This is a genomic window from Bradyrhizobium sp. 139, assembly GCF_023074175.1.
Taxonomy (GTDB): Bacteria; Pseudomonadota; Alphaproteobacteria; order Rhizobiales; family Xanthobacteraceae; genus Bradyrhizobium.
On the sequence record NZ_JADPKS010000103.1, the window covers coordinates 1 to 20,712 of the forward strand.

Below are 20,712 nucleotides of genomic sequence, written 5' to 3' on the forward strand. Positions count from 1 at the left end.
CATCGACGACGTCAACCGCCATCCGGTCATCCATACCTGGTCCTACAAACTTGCCGAGGCCGCCTGAATATGATTCGAATCAAGGAAACGATCGTCTAGGTCAAACCGAGGGACACGAATGGCGCCTGGTCAAGAGCCGAGCATGGACCAGCCCACAGGTCCGGAACCCGGCGAACCTGCCTATGCGGCAATGATCGCGAAGGCCCGGGCGCTCATGCCGCGGCTGCGAGAGCGCGCGGCGCGGACCGAGGAACTACGGCAGCTTCCGCCGGAAACTGAACAGGATCTGCACGACGCGGGCCTGTTCCGTATGCTCCAACCAAAGCGCATCGGCGGCGCCGAACTTGATTATGTCGCGCTCGTCGACTGTGCCGATCTGCTTGGGCGAGCAGACGCGTCGGTTGCCTGGAATCTTGCCAATCTGGCGAGCCATCACTGGATGCTCGGCATGTTCGAGCAGAAGGCGCAGGATCGGGTCTGGGGCCATGATCCCGACGTGCTGATTGCGTCCTCATTCATTTTTCCGGCGGGTCGCGCCACGAGGGTCTATGGCGGATACAAGTTGCACGGAAGCTGGCCGTTCTCCTCGGGCGTTGCCTCCTGCGAATGGAACATGCTCGCAAGCGTTGTCTATTCTGACGACGAAGCAGACGGCGTCGAGTATCGAATCTTTCTGCTGCCGAAAGGCGACTACAAGGTGCTCGACACCTGGAATGTCGCGGGGCTGCGCGGGACAGGCTCCTGCGACGTCGAGGTCAAGGATGCCTTTGTGCCCGACTACATGACGCTCGCAGTCGGCGATCTTGCCGGCGGCCCGACGCCTGGAAGCAGAGTCAATTCCAATCCGTCGTATACCCTACCTGTGTTTTCGCTCTTTCCCTACGTCCTGTCCGGCGTTGCGCTCGGAAATGCGCAAGCATGCCTCGACGACTATGCGGAGGTCGCGCGTCATCGCATTTCCACCTACAACGGCGCCAGGCTAAGCGACTTTCAAAGCACCCAGATCAAGATCGCCGAGGCCTCGGCGAAGATCGACGCTGCACGCTTGATCATGCGCTCGGCCTGTCTGAATGCCATGGAGGATGCACGGCGGGGGCATATCCCCGATATGGCGACCAAGACCAGGTACCGGCGCGATGGGGCTTTTTCAGTGAACTTGTGCACGGATGCGGTCTCGATGCTGTTTGCCGCGAGCGGCGCGCGCGGCTTGTTCACGACGGGCGTGCTGCAGCGGCAATTCCGCGATGCGCACGCGATCAACTCGCACCTGGCATTCAATTTCGATGCGGCCGGAACCAATTATGGGCGCGTGGCACTTGGCCTGCCGTCCGAAAATCTCACGCTGTGAGGCCGGTCGATGAATGATCTGCCGAAGCAGCCGGCCGTTGCCGATCCAGCCAACGAGTTCGCGAGCGATAGCTCGCCGATCGATCCCCGCGATTTTCGCAATGCGCTCGGTACTTATGGAACGGGCGTAACGATCATCACCGCCATGGCCCCTGACGGAAAGCCCTACGGCATCACCTGCAATTCATTTGCATCGGTCTCCCTGAATCCCGCTCTGGTCCTCTGGAGCCTCGGCATCTATTCCTCAAGCCTGACCGTGTTTCAGAACGCCAGCCATTTCGCCGTTCACATCCTCGGCACTTCACAGCAGGCGCTTGCGAACAAGTTTGCAAAACCGTCCGAGGACAAGTTCGCCGGGGTCGACTGGACGCCGGGCCTCGGGAACGCTCCGGTGCTTGCCGAGAGTGTCGCCAGCTTTCAATGCCGGTCCGTCAATCGCTATTATGGCGGCGATCATGTGATCTTTCTCGGCGCGGTCGAGGCCTATGCCTACAATGCCAAAGAGCCCCTGCTGTTTGCGCGCGGGGCGTATGGCCGGTTCCTGGCCGACGATGAACGCAAGAAGTCGCCATAACGCGATTCAAGGACGCTCATCGGCTCAGCGATCTGTGGCCGAGAGCTTGTAGATTTCCAAAGCGTCCGCGTCCGCGCCGTGTGCAGCCTTGGCCAGCCTGAATATCTGTCCCGCGAGGGTCGCCATCGGCACCGGCGTTGACGTTGCCTGGGCGACATCGGCGACCGTGTCGAGATCTTTGAGCATTGTCGCGATGTGGCCGAGCGGCGGCGAGTGGATGCCCTGGACCATGCGCGGCACGAAGAGCTGAAGCGGGATCGAATCCGCAAAGCCGCCGGCGAGCGCCTCGGGTAGCCGGCCTGCGTCAATTCCTGCATTCAAGGCAAGGCGGGTTGCCTCCGCAAGAACGGCCATCGCGCATCCGACAATCACCTGGTTGCAGAGTTTTGTGGTCTGGCCGGCGCCGGTAGGACCCATGTGGGTGAACCTGCGTGCCATGAGCAGCACATAGGGCCGTGCCCGCTCGATCTCAGCTGCTTCTCCGCCAGCCATGATCGCAAGCGTGCCTTCCTCTGCGCCTTTGGTGCCGCCGGACACCGGCGCATCTATCCAACCCGCGCCATTCGCGTCTTTCAGCCGCGCTGCAAGATCGCGCGCGGCGTCGGGGTGGATCGACGAGAAGTCGACTACGAGCTTGCCTGCGCCGGGAACCGCTGCAAGACCCTCGGGCCCGAAGATTACGTCTTCGACGGCGGCGGCATCCGTCACGCACATGAAGACGATATCGGCATTCGCCAACAGGTCACGAGGCGTGGCTGCGTGCTTGGCGCCGGCCGCGACGAGCGGAGCCACCTTGCCCTCCGAACGATTCCAGACAGCGACCTGATGACCGGCCTTGAGCAAACGCCGGGTCATCGGCGTCCCCATCAGTCCAAGGCCGAGATAGCCCAGCCTCTCGACGTCTTGCGGGTTTGTCTTGCTCGCAGCAGCCATAGGTTGCCTCCTTTCGCGACGCGAACGCCGCTTACCATACATCGCAGGTCGGACAGCGAAACGGTCCGGCTCGCATGGCTTGCCTGATTGTTTGAACCATGAAACATTTGAGGCGGTCGGGGTTGGGCGGCGCCAGTCGGCGCCGGAGCAGTGGAGCGGGCACCATGCGAACTGTTGCGAAGTGGATCCTGGCTTTGGGGGCGGCCGTGGCCGCGAGCGCGGGGGCAGGCCCGTCATGGGCCCAGCAGACCATCCGCGTCGGCTGGACGATCCCGGCCGAGGAATCCAAGTACTGGATGATGCGCAGGCCGGCTGAGTTTCCCAATATCGGCAAGGCCTATAACATCGAATGGACCCAATTTCAGGGTACTGCGCCGATGACGCAGGCATTGGCGGCCGGCGCTCTGGATTGCGCGACGCAAGCGCCGCTGTCGCTCGCCAACGGCGTGGTCGGCGGTAATCTCAAGGCCTACATCGTGGCGCAGCACGTTTTCGAGAAGCCGGGCGGTTTCTCGGTCTATTGGGCGGTCATGGATGACTCGCCGATCAAGTCGATTGCCGATCTCAAGGGCAAGACGGTCGGCATCTCCGTGATCGGCGGCGGCACGCAAGGGCCGTTCAACCTGCTTCTGAAGCAGAATGGTGTGGATCCGGCCAAGGACATCAAGCTCGTCGAGGTCGGTTTTGCGGTCTCCGAAGATGCCCTACGCCAGGGCCGCGTCGATGCCGTCAACATGAACCAGCCGTTTGCTGCGCGCGCGGAGGCTAAGGGTGGCACTCGGAAACTGTTCTCGCTGTCGCAGGCCATGCCGAACATCGTACACATCCTGGAAGCCTGCCGTGCCGATTTCGTCGACAAGAACCCGGAGGCGGTCAAAGCCTATGTCCGCGACATCACGTCAGGCATGAAGAAGGCGTTGGCCAACCGCGAAGAGACCTTGAAGGTCGTCAATGAAGTTCTGAAGGCGCCTATTCCGGTTCTCGAGACCTATCTGCTCAAGGACAATGATTTCGGTCGCGATCCCGGTGCGGCGCCGAATTTCCCCGCGATCCAGAAGATGCTCGACATCTATGCGGAGACGGGAATGTTGCCGAAGCTGGATGTCGCGCAGTTCAAGCATCCAACGATCGTCGCGCCGCTGGAATAGGCGCGGTCGGACGAAATTATCCGAGCAAGGAGTCGCGGCGTGCCCGGGTGATCCGGGACGTTGCATGAAGAAGATGTACGCATGAAGAAATTGCGATCACGGATAACGACAGACGGCCTCGACCGGGCTCCGCACCGCGCTTTCATGCGTGCAATGGGTCTCGACGACGCCGCAATTGCCAAGCCGATGGTGGGCGTCGTCAGCATGAAGGGCGAGCAGACGCCCTGCAACATGACCCACGATTTCCAGGTGGCGGCGGCCAAGACCGGCATCGAGGAGGCCGGCGGTACGCCCCGCGAGTTCTCGACCGTGTCGGTCTCTGACGGCATCAGCATGAATCACGAAGGGATGAAGTTCTCCCTGTTTTCGCGGGAGCTCATTGCCGACTCGATCGAAGCCGTCGTCCATGGTCTCGCCTACGATGCGCTGATCGGATACGGCGGATGCGACAAGACGCTTCCGGGCGTGATGATGGGCATGGTTCGTTGCAATGTGCCCTCCATTTTCATTTACGGCGGCAGCTCGCTGCCGGGTCGCGTGGACGGACGTACATTGACGGTGCTCGATTCCTATGAAGCCGTCGGCAGTTACATGACCGGAGAGATCGATGGCGCCACGCTCGAGCGGATCGAGCGGGCTTGTCTGCCAACCATCGGCGCGTGCGCCGGCCAGTTTACCGCGAACACGATGGGAATGGTGTCGGAGGCGATGGGGCTGACCATTCCCAACGTCTCGATGGTGCCCGGTGTTTATGCCGAACGTGCGCAGATCTCGCGCCGCGCCGGGCGCCTGGTGATGGAGATGCTGGAACGCGGCGGACCGCTGCCGCGCGACATCGTGACGCGGAAATCCCTCGAGAACGGTGCCGCGATTGTTGCGGCGACGGGCGGCTCGACCAACGCGGCGCTGCATCTGCCGGCGATCGCGAATGAGGCCGGGATCGCATTCACGATCGATGACGTCGGCGAGGTCTTTGCAAGAACGCCGCTGATCGGAAACTTGCGACCGGGCGGCAAGTACACCGCGAAGGATGTCTACGACATCGGCGGCGCGGCCGTCGTGATCCGGGAGTTGATCCAGTGCGGGCACATCGATGGGAGCTGCTTGTCCGTCACGGGGCGCACACTTTCCGAAGAATATGGCGCGGCCAACCCTCCCGATGGTGAAGTCGTTTACGCCGCCCGTGCGCCAATCATGCCCGACGGTGGCGTGGCCGTGCTGAAGGGCAATCTCTGTCCCGATGGTGCGGTGATTAAGGTCGCGGGTTTGAAGAGCCAGTTTTTCGAAGGCGTGGCGCGCGTTTTCGAGGATGAGGAAGGCTGCGTCGCGGCGGTTCGTGACCGCAGCTATAAAGCGGGCGAGGTTCTCGTGATCCGCAACGAAGGGCCGGTCGGCGGCCCCGGCATGCGTGAGATGCTCGGTGTGACCGCGCTGATCTATGGGCAGGGCATGGGCGAGAAGGTGGCCCTGATCACCGACGGCCGGTTCTCCGGCGCGACCCGCGGAATGTGCATCGGCTATGTGTCCCCTGAAGCATTTGTCGGCGGCCCTCTGGCGCTTGTCCGCGACGGCGACAGGGTCCGGATTGATGCCGCAAACCGGCGGATGGATGTGCTGGTCGACGACCAGGAACTCACGGTGCGACGGCGCGATTGGAAGCAACGACCGCCGCGCCACCGTGCAGGTGCGCTTGCAAAGTATGCGCGACTGGTTGGCCAGGCTCCGGGCGGAGCCGTTACGCATGAGGGGCCGGCAGAATGGCCCTGGTTCGAATGACGCGCCGCACCCGTGCGAATATGGCGGACTGTCTGGCAGGTTTCTTGCTAAGCTCATGGCGCTGAAGGAGGACATCCAGCAGGTTAGATGCGGTGGTCGCGCGCGAGTGAAGTGAGAGACGGGATGAGGGTAGTGCCTTCGAGATCGAGCGAATGGGTGAAACCGGTGACGTCAAAAGAGCCGGCTTCTACGATCATCGAGATCGACCGCGTCTCGCAGGTTTTTCAAACCTCGGCGCGCAAGGATCATTTGGCACTATCGGACATTTCATTGACGATAGAAGAGGGCGCTTTCGTATCTATTCTTGGTCCGTCCGGCTGTGGCAAGTCGACCCTACTTTACATCGTCGGCGGTTTCGTCAGCCCCACCAGCGGCGCGGCGAAGATGAAGGGACAAGCGATCACAGGCCCTGGTTCGGATCGCGGACCCGTGTTCCAGGAATTCGCGCTGTTTCCCTGGAAGACCGTGCTGGGCAACGTGATGTATGGCCCGCGCCAGCAAGGTGTGCGCTCCACCGAGGCAGAAGCACAGAGCCGGACCTTGATCGAGATGGTCGGCCTCAAGGGCTATGAGAACTTCTATCCGAAGGAGCTGTCGGGCGGTATGAAGCAGCGCGTGGCGCTCGCTCGGACGCTTGCCTATCATCCCGAAGTCCTGCTGATGGACGAGCCGTTCGGCGCGCTGGACGCCCATACCCGGACGCGTCTGCAGAACGATCTATTGAATATTTGGGAGCGTGACCGCAAGACCGTGTTGTTCGTCACCCATTCGGTCGATGAAGCAGTGTTCCTCTCCGACAAGGTCGTGATGATGTCGAAATCGCCAGGCCGTATTCGACAGGTCATCGACATCGATCTTCCGCGGCCGCGCCGCCGTAACGAGCTGCTGCTCGATCCGCGCTACCAAAAATACGTTGTCGATATCGAGCGCATGTTCGATGAGGTCGACGAGACGGGATCACCGTTGTGATATCGCCGAGCGCCTTGGCCAGACGAGCCGCCCCGGTGTTTGCTTGCATCGGGCTCCTGGCGGTATGGCAGGTCGCGTCGCTCGCGCTTAAGAACGACAGCTTTCCCACCGCGCTTGAGGCGATCCGGGCGGTCCCGGACATTCTTGGCGACAAGGAGTCGCTGATCAACATCCTGGCCTCGCTCCGCCGTATGGCGATCGGGTTCGGCGTAGCCGTGCTCGTTTCGATTCCGCTCGGCCTGTTGATGGGCCGCAGCCGGGCCGTCGCGGCCTTCTTCAATCCGCTCCTGATGGTGATCTATCCGGTGCCGAAAGCGGCGTTGATGCCGATCATCATGCTTTGGCTCGGCGTTGGCGACATCACGAAGACGCTGGTGATCTTCCTCGGCGTCAGCCTCCCCGTGATCTATCACAGCTTTGAGGGCGCCAAGGCTGTCGAGGAGAAGATGCTGTGGTCGAGCGCCGCGATGGGACTTTCGCCGGTGCAAAGACTGGTGCGGATCGTGCTGCCGGCGGCACTGCCAGAGATCCTGACCGGATGTCGCACAGGTCTGGTGCTGGCGCTGATCACGATGATCACCAGCGAGATGATCGCCCGCCAGTCCGGCGCCGGCAACATCCTGTTCAACGCGCTGGACATGGGCCAATACGACACCGTCTTCGCGATGATCATCATCGTCGGAGCGATGGGAATCTGCCTCGATGCGATTTTCGAGCGGGTCCGCGCACGGCTGGTGCGCTGGTCCGAGCCTCAGTTCGACATGCCGCTGAGCTTCTCATGACATCGCGCTTGTCCTCAACACATGTGATCCTCGGGCTGGCGCCAATCGCGCTGGTAATTGCGATTTGGCAAGGCCTCGTGTCATTCGGCTTTGCGCCTGCGGTTTTGCTGCCGCCGCCGGGATTCGTCTTCAGCCGGCTGCTCCAGCAGCTGGTGACGTGGACATACCAGCAGGAGATCGCGGCAACCCTGTTCCGGCTCTTCGCAGGCTTTGCGATCGCGGTCGTGCTCGGAGTCAGCATTGGCATCGCAGCTGCGGCGAATCCGGCAATCAACGCCGTGGTTCGACCGATCGTGCGGGTACTCGCGCCATTGCCCAAGGTGGCGCTCTATCCGGCGCTGCTGCTTCTGCTCGGCTTCGGCCACGGATCGAAGATCACGCTGGTGGCGGCAGACGCTCTCTTTCCCATTCTGCTGTCCACCTACTACGGCGCATCGACCGTCGAGCAGAAGCTGATCTGGTCGGCCATGGCGGCGGGAACGCCGCGCTATCAAATCTTGTTTAAGGTGGTGTTGCCGGCGGCGATGCCGTCGATCCTGACCGGTTGCCGGATCGGCCTTGTCATTTCCTGCATCGTGGTGTTTCTGGCCGAGATGATCACCTCGACGGACGGGTTGGGGCATGCGCTGGTGACGGCGGCCCGAACCTTTCAGGCCGTCGACATGTTCGTACCGCTGATCACGATCTCGCTGTTGGGGTTGATCCTGAATGGCTTGCTGGGCGCCGTACGGTCGTATCTCTTGCGCGGCTTCCCCGAAGCGTGATCTGACTGAACAAGAAACCAGAAGATCGGGAGTGAACCATGCTGGCTGATCGCATCGAGGCAAAATGGATCGACGCATTTTGCGAGATTTTTGAGCGATGCGCCGTCAAGGCCGGCGATACCGCGGCGATCCTCTCGGAGACCCAGTCGCGTGCGTTGAACGTTCACCTGGCAGAGCTCGCGCTGCTGCGGATGGGAGCGCGGCCGTTTCATGTGGTGATGCCGACGCCGCGTAACCGGAATATCGTGCCGGTTCGCTCAACGGGAGCGAGTGAGGCGATCCAAAAACTTGGTCCGGTCATCACTGCACTTCAGCAGGCCGGCTTTGTCGTGGATTGCACTATCGAAGGTCTGATGCATGCCGTGGAGACACCCGAGATCCTGAAGGCCGGTGCACGGATCCTGGTGATTTCGAACGAGCATCCCGAAGCACTGGAGCGGATGGTGCCGGACCCTGCGCTCGAGAAGCGTGTTCGCGCGGCTGCCAAGATGCTGCGTGCGACCAGGCGGATGCGGGTCACTTCGAAAGCCGGCACGGCGCTCGACGTGGACATGGCCGGAGCGTCCACGGTCGGCGTCTGGGGCTGGACTGACAAGCCCGGCACGCTTGCGCACTGGCCGGGCGGCATCGTCGTCAGCTTCCCCAAGAGCGGGACGATCAACGGCACGCTGGTGATGGCGCCCGGCGACGTCAACCTGACTTTCAAGCGCTACCTGGCATCTCCCGTGAAGATGACATTGAAGGACGATTACGTCGTAGAGCTGGAAGGCGAGGGCACGGATGCCGCGATGATGCGCGCCTATCTCGCGGCGTGGGGCGATCGCGAGGCCTATGCGGTCTCGCATGTCGGTTTCGGAATGAACCCTGGCGCCCGCTATGAAGCGCTGTCGATGTACGACCAGCGCGACACCAACGGTACAGAGATTCGCGCTGTCTCCGGTAATTTCCTGTTCTCGACCGGAGCCAACGAATTCGCCGGCCGTTACACGGCGGGCCATTTCGATCTGCCGATGATGGGGACGACCATCGAGCTCGATGGCGTTACGGTGGTGCGTGAGGGGGTGCTTCAGGACATCTTCGGCTAGCCGCGATCGAGCACCGGTCGCCGCGCCAGGTCGAAGTGCCGGAGCAGGTCGACCATGGCTTGAAGCCGTTTTGCCCGATAGGCGTCGACGTCGAGGCCGGAATAATCGAGAAAGCCTGCGCCCGTTCGTAGGCCAATCCGGCCCTCGTGCATGTTCCGCGAGATGACCTCCGGCGCACGATAGCGGTCGCTGCCGAGCGCGCCTTCGAGATACCGGCTGGCGTAATAGAGGATGTCGCCGCCGCCCCAGTCGATGAACTCGAGCAGCCCGAGGACCGCATAGCGGAAGCCAAAGCCGTAGCGGATCGCCTTGTCGATCTCCTCGGCGCTGGCGACGCCTTCCTCGACCATGCGCGCGGCTTCGTTCATCGCCAGCGCTTGGATGCGCGGAACGATGAAGCCCGGCGTCGCCGCGCAAACCACCGGCACCTTGCCAATGCCTTCGAGTAGCGCCTTGACCTCGTCGATGATGGCGGGATCGGTGGCTTTGCCGGGCGAGACTTCCACCAGCGGGATAAGATAGGCCGGGTTGAGCCAATGCACGTTGAGGAAGCGGCGGGGATTCACGATCGCGCCGGAGAGATCGTCGACGAGGATGGTCGACGTCGTCGATGCGATGATCGTATCGGGGCCGACTTGTTTTGAGGCCGCTCCTAGCACATCCCGCTTTAGCTCTACGACTTCGGGGACCCCCTCAAAGACTATCCCCGCATTGGATAGCGCTATACCGCCCTGATTGGCCGGCACCACCGAGACCCGTGCGACGAGCGGATCAACATCTGCATCGGTCAGCAGCCCCAGCTTCGAGAGGCTAGCGAAAGTCTTCCTGACCTCGCCGAGCGCGTCCCCTTGCAGCTTGGCGAATTCGTCCGCGGAACGCGCTTTGACATCGATCATCGCGACCATATGCCCCGCATAGGCGAACGCGACGGCGATGCCGCGGCCCATGCGGCCGGCCCCGAGACAGGCAATGTTGGCTCGGCTCGTCATCGGTCAAAATCCCTTGCGAAGAAGCGTCTGCAGGTCGGCCTTGCCGAGATTGCCGAGCCCCAGGGTCTCGAGCGTTCGGCCGCCCTGCCCAAAATCCTCGCCGCAGATCGTACCGCCGATGGCCAGGAAAGCCCTAGCCAGCGGCGTCGCCACGCCCGCTAGGTCGGCGACGGAGACCAGCAGCGATAGCCCAAGCCGCAAATCTTCACGCATGTAGCGGTGCTCCCTCAGCACGATCCGCTCGCGCCAGTCACCGGAATCGGTCAGCCGGTCATGCGAGCCGCGCCCATACATCCAGATATCGCCTTCCCTCGCATAATGATGGGCGAGCGGAAAATGCGGTGCGCCATATCCGAGTGCCTCACGCACGGCGATCCGCTCGGCGTCGAGTGCATCCGTAACTCGGCGAATCGCGGCTTGCGTTCCTTCCTTGTGGATGTCCCACCGCTCGAAATGCTCGATCGGGCCCGCATTCATCACGATCAGCGGCGGATGTATAATCGGGCCTGCGTTCATCAGCGCGCCGGAGAGAGCATCTCCGCACGGCTCGACCGCGCCGGGAAAAACCTGTCCAATCACCTCAAGTGCACGCGGCGCCTGATTGAGCGGGAAAACGCCGACCGGCAGTCGCTTGGCGCGGATGGTGATCGCGACCTCGAATGGCCCGTGCTTGCGGGTCAGCCAAGGCAAGGTCCCGGTCTCGGCAAAGCTCGCTTTTGCAGGGTTGCCGGCGTCCCTCGCAGCCTGGGCGAAGATCATCGAGCCGAATGTCGCTGGCGGCAGAAATACGACTTGTTCGTCCCGCAAATGCGGTGCGAGCAGTCGCGCGATATCCGGCTGCGCGAATGCGGGAACCGGGCACAGGATCAGCTCCGTGCCGTTGACGGCTTCGGCGATATCGGTCGTCACCAGCGTCAGCTTGACGTCGTGACGGCCCTTGTGGTCCTTCACCACAATGCGTGAGCCGGCGGCGCGATGCACTGCGACCTGCTCTGCGTCGCGGCGCCAGAGCCGGACCTCGTGCCTCGACAGCGCAAAATCGCCTGCGGCCGCGAAAGAGCCGTTTCCCCCACCCAGAACCGCAATCTTCAAGATGCTTCTCCTTGCGCGCGCGACTGCGCATCAAGCTGCTTCAGCAGGAAATGCTGGACCTTACCGAGCGCGGTGCGCGGCAGGTCGGCGACGAAGACGATGTCGCGCGGAACCTTGTAACGGGCGAGCTGTGCCTGAAGATGCGCTCTCAGCTCGTCCGCTTCGGGCCGCCAGCCGAATCGCGGGATGACATAAGCGATCGGCACCTCGTCCCAGCGTGGATCGGGCCGGCCGATCACGGCGCATTCGCTGACATCGGGATGTTCTAGAAGGACGCGTTCGACCTCGGCCGGGTAAACGTTCTCGCCGCCGGAAATGATCATGTTCTTCTTGCGGTCGCGGACCCAGAAATAGCCGTCCGCGTCGCGCAGGCCGATATCGCCGGTGCGATACCAGCCGTCGTGCAGCGCATCGCGCGTGGCATCTGCATTGCCCCAATATTCGAAGAACACGTTGGGGCCGCGCACCGCAATCTCGCCGGACGTGCCCGCCGGCACCTCGTTGCCGGTCTGATCGATCACCTTTGCCTCACAGCACAAGCCGGCAAGTCCGGTTGATCCCGTACGCGACAGATCGCCGCCAAACCGGGTGTAGACCGCGATGGGGCAGGTTTCCGTTGAGCCGTAGACCTGAAGCACCGGTACACCGCGGGCGACGAAGCGGTCGATTAGGTGTGGCGGCACGATGCTCGAACCGGTGGCAACCGCCTTCAGCGACGACAGATCGGCTGTAGCCCAGGCGGGATGCTCGCTCACGGCCTGGATGATTGCTGGCACCATGACCGTCAGCGTTGGCCGGTCATGCGCGACTGCAGCGAGTGTCGTTTCCGGCGTGAAGCGGGCGTGGATCGTGACGGTCGCGCCAAGCTGGAGTGCCGGCGTGGTTTGGATGTTGAGGCCGCCGACATGGAAGAACGGCAGTACGGTCAGCACGTGATCGTCGGATGTCATGTTGTGCATGTGCTGGCTCATGACGCCGTTCCAGAGCAACGCCTCCTGCCGCAGCACCGCGCCTTTGGGCCGTCCAGTCGTTCCTGATGTGTAGACAATGAGGAGCGGACAGGAGAGATCAGCGTGCGGATTGGGACCGGTGCCCTCGCTGCGAGCCAGCAGATTTTCGAACGTCGTGCCGCGCGGCGGATCGAAATCGAGGCCGACAACAGCAGTCCCCGGTGCAGTCTGCGCAAGCTCGGGAAGAACTCCCTCAAATGCCTGCTCGATCACCAGCACCTTGGCGCCCGCATCGGTGAGAATGAAGAGCTGCTCGGCGATGGCCAGCCGCCAGTTCAGCGGCACCAGCATCGCGCCGAGCCGCGCGCACGCGTAGAGCAGAACCAGATAGTCCGGTCGGTTCAAACTGAGGATCGCGACGCGGTCGCCCCGGCCGACGCCGAGCTCCTGCTTCAAGGCCGTTGCAGTCCGCTCGATGCGTGCTGCGAATGCGGAATAGCTCAGCCGCTCCCCTTCGAAGGCGACGGCCGTCTTGTCTGGCGCGAACGCCGCATTGCGGTCGATCAGACTGCAGAGGTCCACCGTCAGTCGTCTGTCTCGCCGGCCTCGTACAGCGCCTCGCGGCCGATGCGGTCGAGGCAGAGTTCGGCCGTCCAGGGCAGCATCAGCGAGCCGCAGCGGCTGTCGCGATAGATCCGTTCCAGCGGCAGCGAACGGAGCATGGACTGGCCGCCGCAGGTGCGGATCGCGAGCGCCGCGAGCTCATTGGCGCCTTCCATCACCGAATATTGCGCGGCATAGGCGCGCAGCACCTGCTCCTTGCTTGGACTAGAGCGAGCCTCGGTGACGGCCTGGAACCAGACCGCCTTGATCTGCTCAAGCTTGATCTGCATCTGCGCAACCGTGATCTGCTTGGTCGGGTACATCCGGCGTTTGACCGGCGGCATGCCCGGCACCTCGCCGCGAAGATAGCGCACGGTGAAATCATAGGCGGCTTGCGCCAGGCCCATATAGGTTGGCGACAGTGTCAGGAACATGTGTGGCCAGCGCATCGCAGCCTGGAAGTAGACGCCGCGCGGCATCAGCGCAGAATCCTCCGGCACGAACACGTCCTTGAATAGCAGCGTCCGCGAGACCGTCGCGCGCATGCCGAGCGGATCCCAGTCGCCGACGACCGAAACGCCTTCCGATTTCGCAGGGATGGCGAGGTAAAGCGTATTGCGGCGCGAAGCCTTCTCGCCTTCCTCGATCTCGGTGCAGAGCACGCCGTAATAGTCGGCGTGACCGGAAAGCGATGCAAAGATCTTCTTGCCGTTGACGATCCAGCCGCCCTCCGCGGGCTTTGCCTCCGTGCCGAAGGCGACGCCGCCTGCGGCCGCGGCGCCGCCCTCGGAGAAGGGCTGCGAATAGATCGCGCCATCCTCGACGATGCGCTTGTAATGAACCGCGCGCCGCCGTTCGTGCTCGGCGCGGGTCTCCGCGTCCATGTCGAGATCGTCGGCGAGCGGACCCGACCATAGGGTCGAGCAGACGTGCATGTTCCAGGTCAGCGCGGTCGCGCCGCAGTAGCGGCCGATCTCGGCTGCCGCCAAAGCATATGTCTGATAGTTCGCGCCGAGTCCGCCGTGCTTCTTGGGAACGGCAATGCCGAGCAGGCCGACCCGATGCAGGTCGCGATAATTCTCGGTCGGGAAGATCGCCTCGCGATCGTAAGTTGCGGCGCGACCGGCGAACACACTCTGACCGATCTCGCGGGCGCGCGCGATGATGCCGGCCTGCTCGTCGCTCAGGCGGAATGCGACGGGATCGAAGATCGGCGCATCCAGCGCGACCTTGTCGGTCGCGCCGATGTTCTTGCTGACTTGCATGGTCATTGCGCAGTCACCCTACGGTTTGGTGGCGACGGAGTTCAGGAACCGGCCGAGAGCCTCGTCAAAGGCATCAGGGCGTTCAAGATTGGCGAGATGGCCGACGCCAGCCAGCTCGACATATTCGGCCGAGGGAATGAATGTTGCCGTCTTCGCCATCATCGGCGCAGGAGCATTGTTGTCGTTGGACCCGGACAGCAACAGCGTCGGGACGGAAATGTTCTTGAGTGAGTTGCGCTGATCGAAGCCGATCAAAGCCAGCATCATGGCGCGATAACTTGCCTCGGGCACGCTACCCATGCACTCGCGCGCAAGCTCGATTCCCGTCGGATCAGGATCGTCGCCGACCAGCTCCTTCACCAGGGAGGGTGCCAGCGACTTCATCGTCTCGCCGCGATCGAGCGGCTCAAGCCGCGCCGCGATGAACGATTTCTGCCAGTCTCCGTCGGCCCTGCCGAAGGCTGGGCTGGTCTGCGCAAGGACGACCGCGCGCGCCAGTTTCGGAGATTGCGCCAGCGATTTCTGGACGATCATGCCGCCGATCGAATGGCCGACCAGAATTGGCCTGTTCGCACTAAGCTGCTCAATGAATTGCTGGAGCGCATCCGCCAGGGCAGCGATGCTGACACTGGCGAGCGGAGCCGATCCACCGTAGCCCGGCATGTCCCACGCGATCGCGTGGAAGCGGTCGCCAAATGTGGCAAGCTGATGCCGCCAAGCCCGCGCCGCGCCGCCGATGCCATGCAGGAAAATCAGGGGTGTCGCGTTCGGATCGCCCGCGGCTTCATAGGCAAAGCGTCCGTCTTTTGTTATCATTGGCGAAGGCTGCGACACGCGACATCCTTTGGCTGGGCCCCGCGATGCTAACAGGCCTGTGAGGGATGGGAAGAGATAATTTTATACTTAAAGCAATTTTCGGGCCGGTCTCTGGCGCGATGGCGTTCGCGGCGTCGATCGGCGCCTTCATTGCAAAAACTTGAAGGTTAAAATATATCGGAAGAACGATCAGCAGATTTCTGGGAGCCAGCGCATGTCCGGATTGCCGCACTCGCCGCACGCGCTGGTGACCGGTGGCGGTCGCGGCATCGGCCACGCAATAGCTGCTTCTCTCGTCGGCGCCGGTGCCACCGTAACCGTGCTTGGCCGGAATGCAGCAACTCTCGCAGAGGCTGTCCACGCAGGCGCGGCGCATTTTGCAGCTGTTGCCGACGTCTCCGATGAAGCGTCGTTGAAGGCCGCCATCGCTGAAGCCAGTGCGCGGAAGCCGATCGACATCCTGATTGCCAATGCGGGCAGCGCTGAATCGGCGCCATTCGCGAAATCGGATAGCGCTCTCTTTAGCCGCATGATGGACGTCAACTTCATGGGCGTGGTCCATGCCATCCGTGGCGTGCTGCCAGGGATGAAGGATCGCCCCTATGGCCGCATTGTCGCAATTGCATCGACGGCCGGGCTCAAGGGTTATGCTTATGTCAGCGCCTACACGGCCGCCAAGCACGCCGTGGTCGGTCTCGTCCGTTCGCTTGCGCTCGAGATGGCCGGAAGCAACGTGACCGTGAACGCGGTCTGCCCTGGTTTCACCGATACCGATCTCGTCGCCGGCAGCATCGAGAACATCATGAAGAAGACCGGCAGGAGCCGCGAGCAGGCGATCGCCGAGCTCGCGCAGCACAATCCGCAGGGACGGCTGATCACGCCTCAAGAGGTGGCAGACGCCGTGCTTTGGTTGTGCGGCGAGGGCGCTGGTGCGATCACAGGACAAGCGATCGCGGTTGCCGGCGGCGAGATCTAGCGTGCTTGGCGCAGGCGCGGAACAATGAGCTTAAGGAGATCGCATGAGCAGACCAGCCAATCTCGTGACCGTGCCGCTGGCGGACTATTCGCCGCAGCACTTCCTGCTGGCCGTGGTCGATGGTGTTGCGACAGTCAGGCTCAATCGTCCCGAACGAAAGAACCCGCTGACTTTTGAGAGCTACCGGGAACTGACCGATTTCTTCCGCGCCTGCGCGTTCGACGACGACGTGAAGTCTATCGTCGTCACCGGCGCCGGGGCCAACTTCTCGTCCGGCGGCGATGTGTTCGAGATCATTGGTCCGCTCGTGAAAATGGACACCAAGGGGCTGACCGCCTTTACGCGGATGACGGGTGACCTCGTCAAGGCGATGCGGGCCTGCCCGCAGCCAATCGTTGCCGCCGTGGAGGGGATCTGCGCCGGCGCGGGCGCGATCATCGCCATGGCGTCTGACCTGCGGCTGGCGGCGAGCGCGGCCAAGGTCGCATTCCTCTTCAACAAGGTGGGGCTTGCCGGCTGCGACATGGGCGCCTGCGCGATCCTGCCGAGGATCATCGGACAGTCCCGCGCCTCCGAGCTGCTCTACACCGGCCGGTTCATGACCGCGGAGGAGGGCGAGCGCTGGGGTTTCTTCAGCCGCATTGTGACGCCGGAGCAGGTGCTGGCCCAGGCGCAGCTGCTGGCCAAGCAGATTGCCGAAGGGCCGACCTTCGCCAACACGATGACCAAGCGGATGCTGGCGATGGAATGGGCGATGTCGGTGGAGGAGGCGATCGAGGCGGAGGCTATTGCCCAAGCCCTGTGTATGACCACGGCCGACTTCGAACGCGCCTTCGAGGCCTTCGCCAACAAGGTCAAGCCGGTCTTCAGGGGCGATTAGCCTGTCGACTTTCCGCGCCCTGGCCGACAACGGGGGCTTGCGCGAAATTATTTTAGGCTTAAAATAGTTTCATAGCCGATTGAATTGGCGAGGCCCCATGAAAGTCGCGATCATCGGTGGCGGACCTGCGGGTCTCTACGCAGCCATCCTGCTCAGAAAGCAGCGTCCGCGCGCCGAAATCACGGTGTATGAGCGCAACCGCGCCGACGACACTTTCGGCTTCGGTGTGGTGTTTTCCGACGCCACGCTCGACAACTTTGAAAAGCACGATCTTCCGAGCTATCGCCGTATCACCCAGGAATTCGCCTATTGGGATGACATCGCCGTGCACTTCCGTGGCACGGTGCACCGGGTCGGCGGCAACGGCTTTTGCGGCTGCTCGCGGCTGAAACTGCTCCTGATTCTCCAGGAGCGGGCGCGGGAGCTCGGCGTCGTCCTGCATTTCGAGGTGGACATTGACGACGAGTCCCGCTTCGCCGACGCCGATCTCGTCCTGCTCGCGGATGGCATCAACAGCCGCTTCCGCGAAAAATATGTCGAGCACTTCCAGCCGGAGGTAGACCTCCGCTCCAACAAGTTCGCATGGATGGGATCGACCAGACCACTCGATGCCTTCACGTTCATCTTTCAGGAGACCGAGTGGGGCCCGTTCATTGCTCACGCCTATCAGTATGAAGCCGGACACTCGACCTGGATTTTCGAGACTGATCCGGAGACGTTCGCGCGGGCAGGGCTGACGGGGCTGAATGAGACTCAATCTGCCGCGCGGATGGCCGAGATTTTTGGCTGGTTCCTCGACGGGCACAAGCTGCTCACCAACCGGTCAATGTGGCGCAATTTTCCGATGATCCGCAGCAAGCGCTGGGTCAAGGACAACATGGTGCTGCTCGGAGACGCCAAGGCGAGCGCACATTTCTCGATCGGCTCCGGCACCAAACTCGCGATGGAAGACGCAATCGCCCTGGCCGATGCAATGGAGGAGGCGTCCAGCATCAAAGCGGCGCTTGAACTCTATGAGCACGGCCGCCGTGAGGAGGTCGAAAAAATCCAGCACGCCGCGGACGTCTCGCTGGTCTGGTTCGAACATGTCGACCGCTTCTGGGATTTTGATCCCGTGCAGTTCGCCTTTGGCGTGATGACGAGGTCGAAGGCGATCACCTATGACAACCTCAAGCTCCGCGCTCCGGATTTCGTTGCTGAGGTCGAGAAGTCGTTTGCCAAGCAGGTTCGCGACAGCGGCTTCGACGTTGACACCCATAAGCCGATTGTGCCGCTGTTCCAGCCATTCAGGCTGCGTGAGATGGAGATCGCCAATCGCGCGGTAGTGTCGCCGATGTGCATGTATTCCGCGAATGAAGGCGTGCCGACCGACTTCCATCTGGTGCACTATGGCTCGCGCGCAATCGGTGGCGCCGGCCTGATCTTCACGGAGATGACCTGCATCAGCCGCGATGCCCGCATCACGCCCGGCTGCGCCGGCCTTTGGAACGACGAGCAGGAGGCGTCTTGGCGGCGCATCGTGGATTTCGTCCATGACAACTCGGCGGCAAAAATCTGCCTGCAACTAGGGCATGCCGGCCGCAAGGGCGCGACCAAGTTGATGTGGGACGGCATGGATCGTCCCCTGGACGAGGGCGGCTGGGAGGTGTTCTCGGCATCGCCGCTGCCCTATTTCCCGGACAGTCAGGTACCGCGCGAGCTCGACCGTGCCGGCATGAACGCCGTGAGAGACTCTTTCGTCGCTGCGGCGGAGCGAGGCCAGCGCTGCGGCTTCGACATGTTGGAGCTGCACTGCGCTCATGGTTATCTGCTTGCAAGTTTCATCTCCCCGCTGACAAACACCCGCACGGACGACTATGGAGGTTCACTCGAAAACCGCCTGCGCTTTCCGCTCGAAATCTTCGAGGCGTTGCGGGCCGTGTGGCCGTCGCACAAGCCGATGTCGGTGCGCATTTCCGCAACCGACTGGGTTGACGGCGGCGTCACCGGCGACGATGCAGTGGGGATCGCGCGCGCCTTTGCCGAGGCCGGTGTCGACCTTGTCGACGTTTCGACCGGTCAGACGGTCCGCGATGCGCAGCCGGTCTATGGGCGCATGTTCCAAACGCCGTTTTCCGACCAGGTTCGCAACGAGGCGCGCGTCGCCACCATGTGTGTCGGCAATATCACGACCGCGGACCAGGCCAACACTATTTTGGCCGCCGGTCGGGCGGACCTCGTGGCGCTTGGCCGGCCTCATCTGGTGGACCCCTTCTTCACCATGAAGGCGGCGGCCTGGTACGGGGCAAACGATGCATTCTGTCCGCCGCAATATCTTCCCGGAAAAGATCAGATTTTCCGCAACAGCGTGCGCGATCGGCAGGATCTCGAGGAGCTGAGAATTAAGGCTAAGCCCAAGACCCGGGCCGAGCTCAAAGCGGAGGCGACAAAGCCGCTTGCGGCCGAGTGACTGCCCGTGCGACTTTAACCCCATTGCCTGGTGTATTTCGAGTGGAGTTAGGGCGATGAAGGCGATTATCGTCGGTGGCGGTATCGGTGGTCTCACCACGGCGTTGATGCTGCGCTCGCGTGGCATCGGTTGTGAGATTTTCGAACAGGCGGATACCATCCGCGAGCTTGGCGTCGGCATCAACACGCTGCCGCATGCCATGCGTGAGCTGGCAGGTCTCGGCCTGTTGCAGAGGCTCGACGACGTCGCGATCCGCACCGACCAACTCTACTACCTTAATCGGCACGGCCAGGAGGTCTGGCGCGAAGCCCGTGGCATCGACGCCGGTTACGATGTGCCGCAATTCTCGATCCACCGTGGCCGGCTTCAGGGCGTCATCCATTGCGCTGTCGAGGAGCGGCTCGGACCCGAAGCAATCCACACCGGCTGCCGGCTCGGCGCTTTCACGCAGGACGAGGGCGGCGTCACCGCCTATTTCTTCGATCGCTCGGGTGCTCACATCCACACTGCGCGCGGAGATATCCTGATCGGCGCTGATGGCATCCATTCGCGCGTGCGCGATACGCTGTTCCCGAACGAAGGACCGCCGTGCTGGAACGGCCTGATGCTGTGGCGCGGTGCGCGGGATTGGCCGCTGTTCCTCACCGGCAAGTCGATGATCGTCGCGGGCGGCCTCAACGCCAAGGTGGTGATCTATCCGATCGCGGAGGGATCGAGCCCAGCGAGCCGTCTCACCAACTGGGCGGTGCTGGTGAAGGTCGGCGAGGGCAATGCCCCGCCGCCTCGGAAGGAAGACTGGTCGCGGCCGGGCCGGCGCGAGGAGCTGATGCCGCATGTGGCGCGCTTTTCGGTGCCCTATATCGACGTGAAGAGCCTGATCTCGGCCACGCCCGAGTTCTACGAGTATCCGACCTGCGACCGCGATCCGTTGCCCTATTGGTCGTCCGGGCGCGTCACGCTGCTCGGCGATGCCGCGCATCCGATGTATCCGGTTGGCTCCAATGGCGCCTCGCAGGCGATCCTTGATGCGCGCTGCCTCGCCGACGCGCTGGTGCGGGCCGAGCATCCGCGCCAGGCGTTGGTTGAATACGAGAAGAAGCGCCTGCCGATGACCGCGGACATCGTCCGCTCCAACCGGCGCGGCGGCCCCGAGGGCGTCATCGACGCCATCGAGCAGCTCGCGCCTGACGGTTTCGACAATGTCGACAACGTGCTGAGCTATTCCCAGCGCGAGGCCATCGTGCGCGGCTACGCCAGCAAGGCGGGCTTCGCGGCAGTGCCGGGACTTGCGGCGGTGAGGGCTTGAGCTGCGCT

Annotated in this window: 18 protein-coding genes; 12 read left to right on the forward strand and 6 right to left on the reverse strand. The window is 62.7% G+C overall.

From position 1 onward, the window contains the following. Positions 1 to 118: 118 nt before the first annotated feature. Together IVA80_RS22505 and IVA80_RS22510 are read left to right on the forward strand one after the other, a co-directional pair. Complete coding sequence (locus tag IVA80_RS22505; RefSeq protein WP_346348013.1) at positions 119 to 1,348, forward strand: acyl-CoA dehydrogenase family protein; 1,230 nt, start codon at positions 119 to 121, stop codon at positions 1,346 to 1,348. 9 nt (positions 1,349 to 1,357) lie between these two features. Continuing rightward, complete coding sequence (locus IVA80_RS22510; RefSeq protein WP_247435384.1) at positions 1,358 to 1,921, forward strand: flavin reductase family protein; 564 nt, start codon at positions 1,358 to 1,360, stop codon at positions 1,919 to 1,921. A gap of 24 nt (positions 1,922 to 1,945) precedes the next feature. On the opposite strand, the gene IVA80_RS22515 is transcribed toward IVA80_RS22510, so the two are convergent. Then, complete coding sequence (locus tag IVA80_RS22515; RefSeq protein WP_247435387.1) at positions 1,946 to 2,854, reverse strand: NAD(P)-dependent oxidoreductase; 909 nt, start codon at positions 2,852 to 2,854, stop codon at positions 1,946 to 1,948. A 164-nt stretch (positions 2,855 to 3,018) separates the two neighbouring features. Here IVA80_RS22515 and IVA80_RS22520 point away from each other — a divergent pair, with 164 nt between their 5' ends. From IVA80_RS22520 to IVA80_RS22545, 6 genes are all read left to right on the forward strand, one after another. Further along, positions 3,019 to 4,002 carry an ABC transporter substrate-binding protein gene (locus IVA80_RS22520; protein WP_247435390.1) on the forward strand — a complete coding sequence of 328 codons (984 nt, stop codon included), beginning with the start codon at positions 3,019 to 3,021 and terminating at the stop codon, positions 4,000 to 4,002. Positions 4,003 to 4,083: 81 nt separating this feature from the next. Further along, a complete protein-coding gene (gene ilvD / locus IVA80_RS22525) occupies positions 4,084 to 5,778 on the forward strand; it encodes a dihydroxy-acid dehydratase (RefSeq protein WP_247435393.1) in 1,695 nt (564 codons plus the stop codon). A 123-nt stretch (positions 5,779 to 5,901) separates the two neighbouring features. Continuing rightward, a complete protein-coding gene (locus tag IVA80_RS22530) occupies positions 5,902 to 6,747 on the forward strand; it encodes an ABC transporter ATP-binding protein (protein ID WP_247435395.1) in 846 nt (281 codons plus the stop codon). Beyond that, a complete protein-coding gene (locus IVA80_RS22535) occupies positions 6,744 to 7,529 on the forward strand; it encodes an ABC transporter permease (protein WP_247435398.1) in 786 nt (261 codons plus the stop codon). The genes IVA80_RS22530 and IVA80_RS22535 overlap by 4 nt, the downstream gene beginning before the upstream one ends. After that, the gene (locus IVA80_RS22540; RefSeq protein ID WP_247435401.1) at positions 7,526 to 8,293 is read left to right on the forward strand and encodes an ABC transporter permease subunit; all 768 of its coding nucleotides are present in this window, start codon (positions 7,526 to 7,528) and stop codon (positions 8,291 to 8,293) included. The genes IVA80_RS22535 and IVA80_RS22540 overlap by 4 nt, the downstream gene beginning before the upstream one ends. 38 nt (positions 8,294 to 8,331) lie before the next feature. Beyond that, positions 8,332 to 9,378, forward strand: coding sequence for a peptidase M29 (locus tag IVA80_RS22545; RefSeq protein ID WP_247435404.1), 1,047 nt, complete (start codon positions 8,332 to 8,334; stop codon positions 9,376 to 9,378). Here the strand turns inward: IVA80_RS22545 and IVA80_RS22550 are convergent. The 5 genes from IVA80_RS22550 to IVA80_RS22570 are packed head-to-tail and all read right to left on the reverse strand — an operon-like array spanning position 9,375 to position 15,093. Further along, on the reverse strand, positions 9,375 to 10,367 hold the full coding sequence (locus IVA80_RS22550) for a 3-hydroxybutyryl-CoA dehydrogenase (protein WP_247435407.1): 993 nt from the start codon (positions 10,365 to 10,367) through the stop codon (positions 9,375 to 9,377). The genes IVA80_RS22545 and IVA80_RS22550 overlap by 4 nt on opposite strands. A 3-nt stretch (positions 10,368 to 10,370) precedes the next feature. Further along, positions 10,371 to 11,459 (reverse strand): NAD/NADP-dependent octopine/nopaline dehydrogenase family protein, encoded by a 1,089-nt coding sequence (locus tag IVA80_RS22555; protein WP_247435410.1) that lies wholly within the window; start codon positions 11,457 to 11,459, stop codon positions 10,371 to 10,373. After that, the gene (locus tag IVA80_RS22560) at positions 11,456 to 12,991 is read right to left on the reverse strand and encodes a long-chain fatty acid--CoA ligase (protein ID WP_247435413.1); all 1,536 of its coding nucleotides are present in this window, start codon (positions 12,989 to 12,991) and stop codon (positions 11,456 to 11,458) included. Before IVA80_RS22560 ends, IVA80_RS22555 begins: the two co-directional genes overlap by 4 nt. A gap of 2 nt (positions 12,992 to 12,993) precedes the next feature. Next, on the reverse strand, positions 12,994 to 14,283 hold the full coding sequence (locus IVA80_RS22565) for an acyl-CoA dehydrogenase family protein (protein ID WP_247435416.1): 1,290 nt from the start codon (positions 14,281 to 14,283) through the stop codon (positions 12,994 to 12,996). A 12-nt stretch (positions 14,284 to 14,295) separates the two neighbouring features. Beyond that, positions 14,296 to 15,093 carry an alpha/beta hydrolase gene (locus IVA80_RS22570; protein ID WP_247435419.1) on the reverse strand — a complete coding sequence of 266 codons (798 nt, stop codon included), beginning with the start codon at positions 15,091 to 15,093 and terminating at the stop codon, positions 14,296 to 14,298. A 214-nt stretch (positions 15,094 to 15,307) separates the two neighbouring features. On the opposite strand from IVA80_RS22570, the gene IVA80_RS22575 reads away from it, so the two are divergent. The 4 genes from IVA80_RS22575 to IVA80_RS22590 all read left to right on the forward strand — a co-directional run bounded on the left by IVA80_RS22575 (position 15,308) and on the right by IVA80_RS22590 (position 20,704). Beyond that, positions 15,308 to 16,069 carry an SDR family oxidoreductase gene (locus IVA80_RS22575; protein WP_247435422.1) on the forward strand — a complete coding sequence of 254 codons (762 nt, stop codon included), beginning with the start codon at positions 15,308 to 15,310 and terminating at the stop codon, positions 16,067 to 16,069. Between the two features lie 43 nt (positions 16,070 to 16,112). Then, on the forward strand, positions 16,113 to 16,949 hold the full coding sequence (locus tag IVA80_RS22580; RefSeq protein WP_247435426.1) for an enoyl-CoA hydratase family protein: 837 nt from the start codon (positions 16,113 to 16,115) through the stop codon (positions 16,947 to 16,949). A 97-nt stretch (positions 16,950 to 17,046) separates the two neighbouring features. Further along, complete coding sequence (locus tag IVA80_RS22585; protein ID WP_247435429.1) at positions 17,047 to 19,398, forward strand: bifunctional salicylyl-CoA 5-hydroxylase/oxidoreductase; 2,352 nt, start codon at positions 17,047 to 17,049, stop codon at positions 19,396 to 19,398. A 55-nt stretch (positions 19,399 to 19,453) separates the two neighbouring features. Continuing rightward, on the forward strand, positions 19,454 to 20,704 hold the full coding sequence (locus tag IVA80_RS22590) for a flavin-dependent oxidoreductase (RefSeq protein WP_247435432.1): 1,251 nt from the start codon (positions 19,454 to 19,456) through the stop codon (positions 20,702 to 20,704). The last annotated feature ends 8 nt before the right edge of the window (positions 20,705 to 20,712 follow it).

Excerpts from the sequence above, each read along its gene's own strand:
- IVA80_RS22505 (WP_346348013.1), top strand. The coding sequence starts at position 119 with ATGGCGCCTGGTCAAGAGCCGAGCATGGACCAGCCCACAGGTCCGGAA.
- IVA80_RS22510 (WP_247435384.1), top strand. The coding sequence starts at position 1,358 with ATGAATGATCTGCCGAAGCAGCCGGCCGTTGCCGATCCAGCCAACGAG.
- IVA80_RS22515 (WP_247435387.1), bottom strand. The coding sequence starts at position 2,854 with ATGGCTGCTGCGAGCAAGACAAACCCGCAAGACGTCGAGAGGCTGGGC.
- IVA80_RS22520 (WP_247435390.1), top strand. The coding sequence starts at position 3,019 with ATGCGAACTGTTGCGAAGTGGATCCTGGCTTTGGGGGCGGCCGTGGCC.
- ilvD (WP_247435393.1), top strand. The coding sequence starts at position 4,084 with ATGAAGAAATTGCGATCACGGATAACGACAGACGGCCTCGACCGGGCT.
- IVA80_RS22530 (WP_247435395.1), top strand. The coding sequence starts at position 5,902 with ATGAGGGTAGTGCCTTCGAGATCGAGCGAATGGGTGAAACCGGTGACG.
- IVA80_RS22540 (WP_247435401.1), top strand. The coding sequence starts at position 7,526 with ATGACATCGCGCTTGTCCTCAACACATGTGATCCTCGGGCTGGCGCCA.
- IVA80_RS22545 (WP_247435404.1), top strand. The coding sequence starts at position 8,332 with ATGCTGGCTGATCGCATCGAGGCAAAATGGATCGACGCATTTTGCGAG.
- IVA80_RS22550 (WP_247435407.1), bottom strand. The coding sequence starts at position 10,367 with ATGACGAGCCGAGCCAACATTGCCTGTCTCGGGGCCGGCCGCATGGGC.
- IVA80_RS22565 (WP_247435416.1), bottom strand. The coding sequence starts at position 14,283 with ATGACCATGCAAGTCAGCAAGAACATCGGCGCGACCGACAAGGTCGCG.
- IVA80_RS22570 (WP_247435419.1), bottom strand. The coding sequence starts at position 15,093 with ATGATAACAAAAGACGGACGCTTTGCCTATGAAGCCGCGGGCGATCCG.
- IVA80_RS22575 (WP_247435422.1), top strand. The coding sequence starts at position 15,308 with ATGTCCGGATTGCCGCACTCGCCGCACGCGCTGGTGACCGGTGGCGGT.
- IVA80_RS22580 (WP_247435426.1), top strand. The coding sequence starts at position 16,113 with ATGAGCAGACCAGCCAATCTCGTGACCGTGCCGCTGGCGGACTATTCG.
- IVA80_RS22585 (WP_247435429.1), top strand. The coding sequence starts at position 17,047 with ATGAAAGTCGCGATCATCGGTGGCGGACCTGCGGGTCTCTACGCAGCC.
- IVA80_RS22590 (WP_247435432.1), top strand. The coding sequence starts at position 19,454 with ATGAAGGCGATTATCGTCGGTGGCGGTATCGGTGGTCTCACCACGGCG.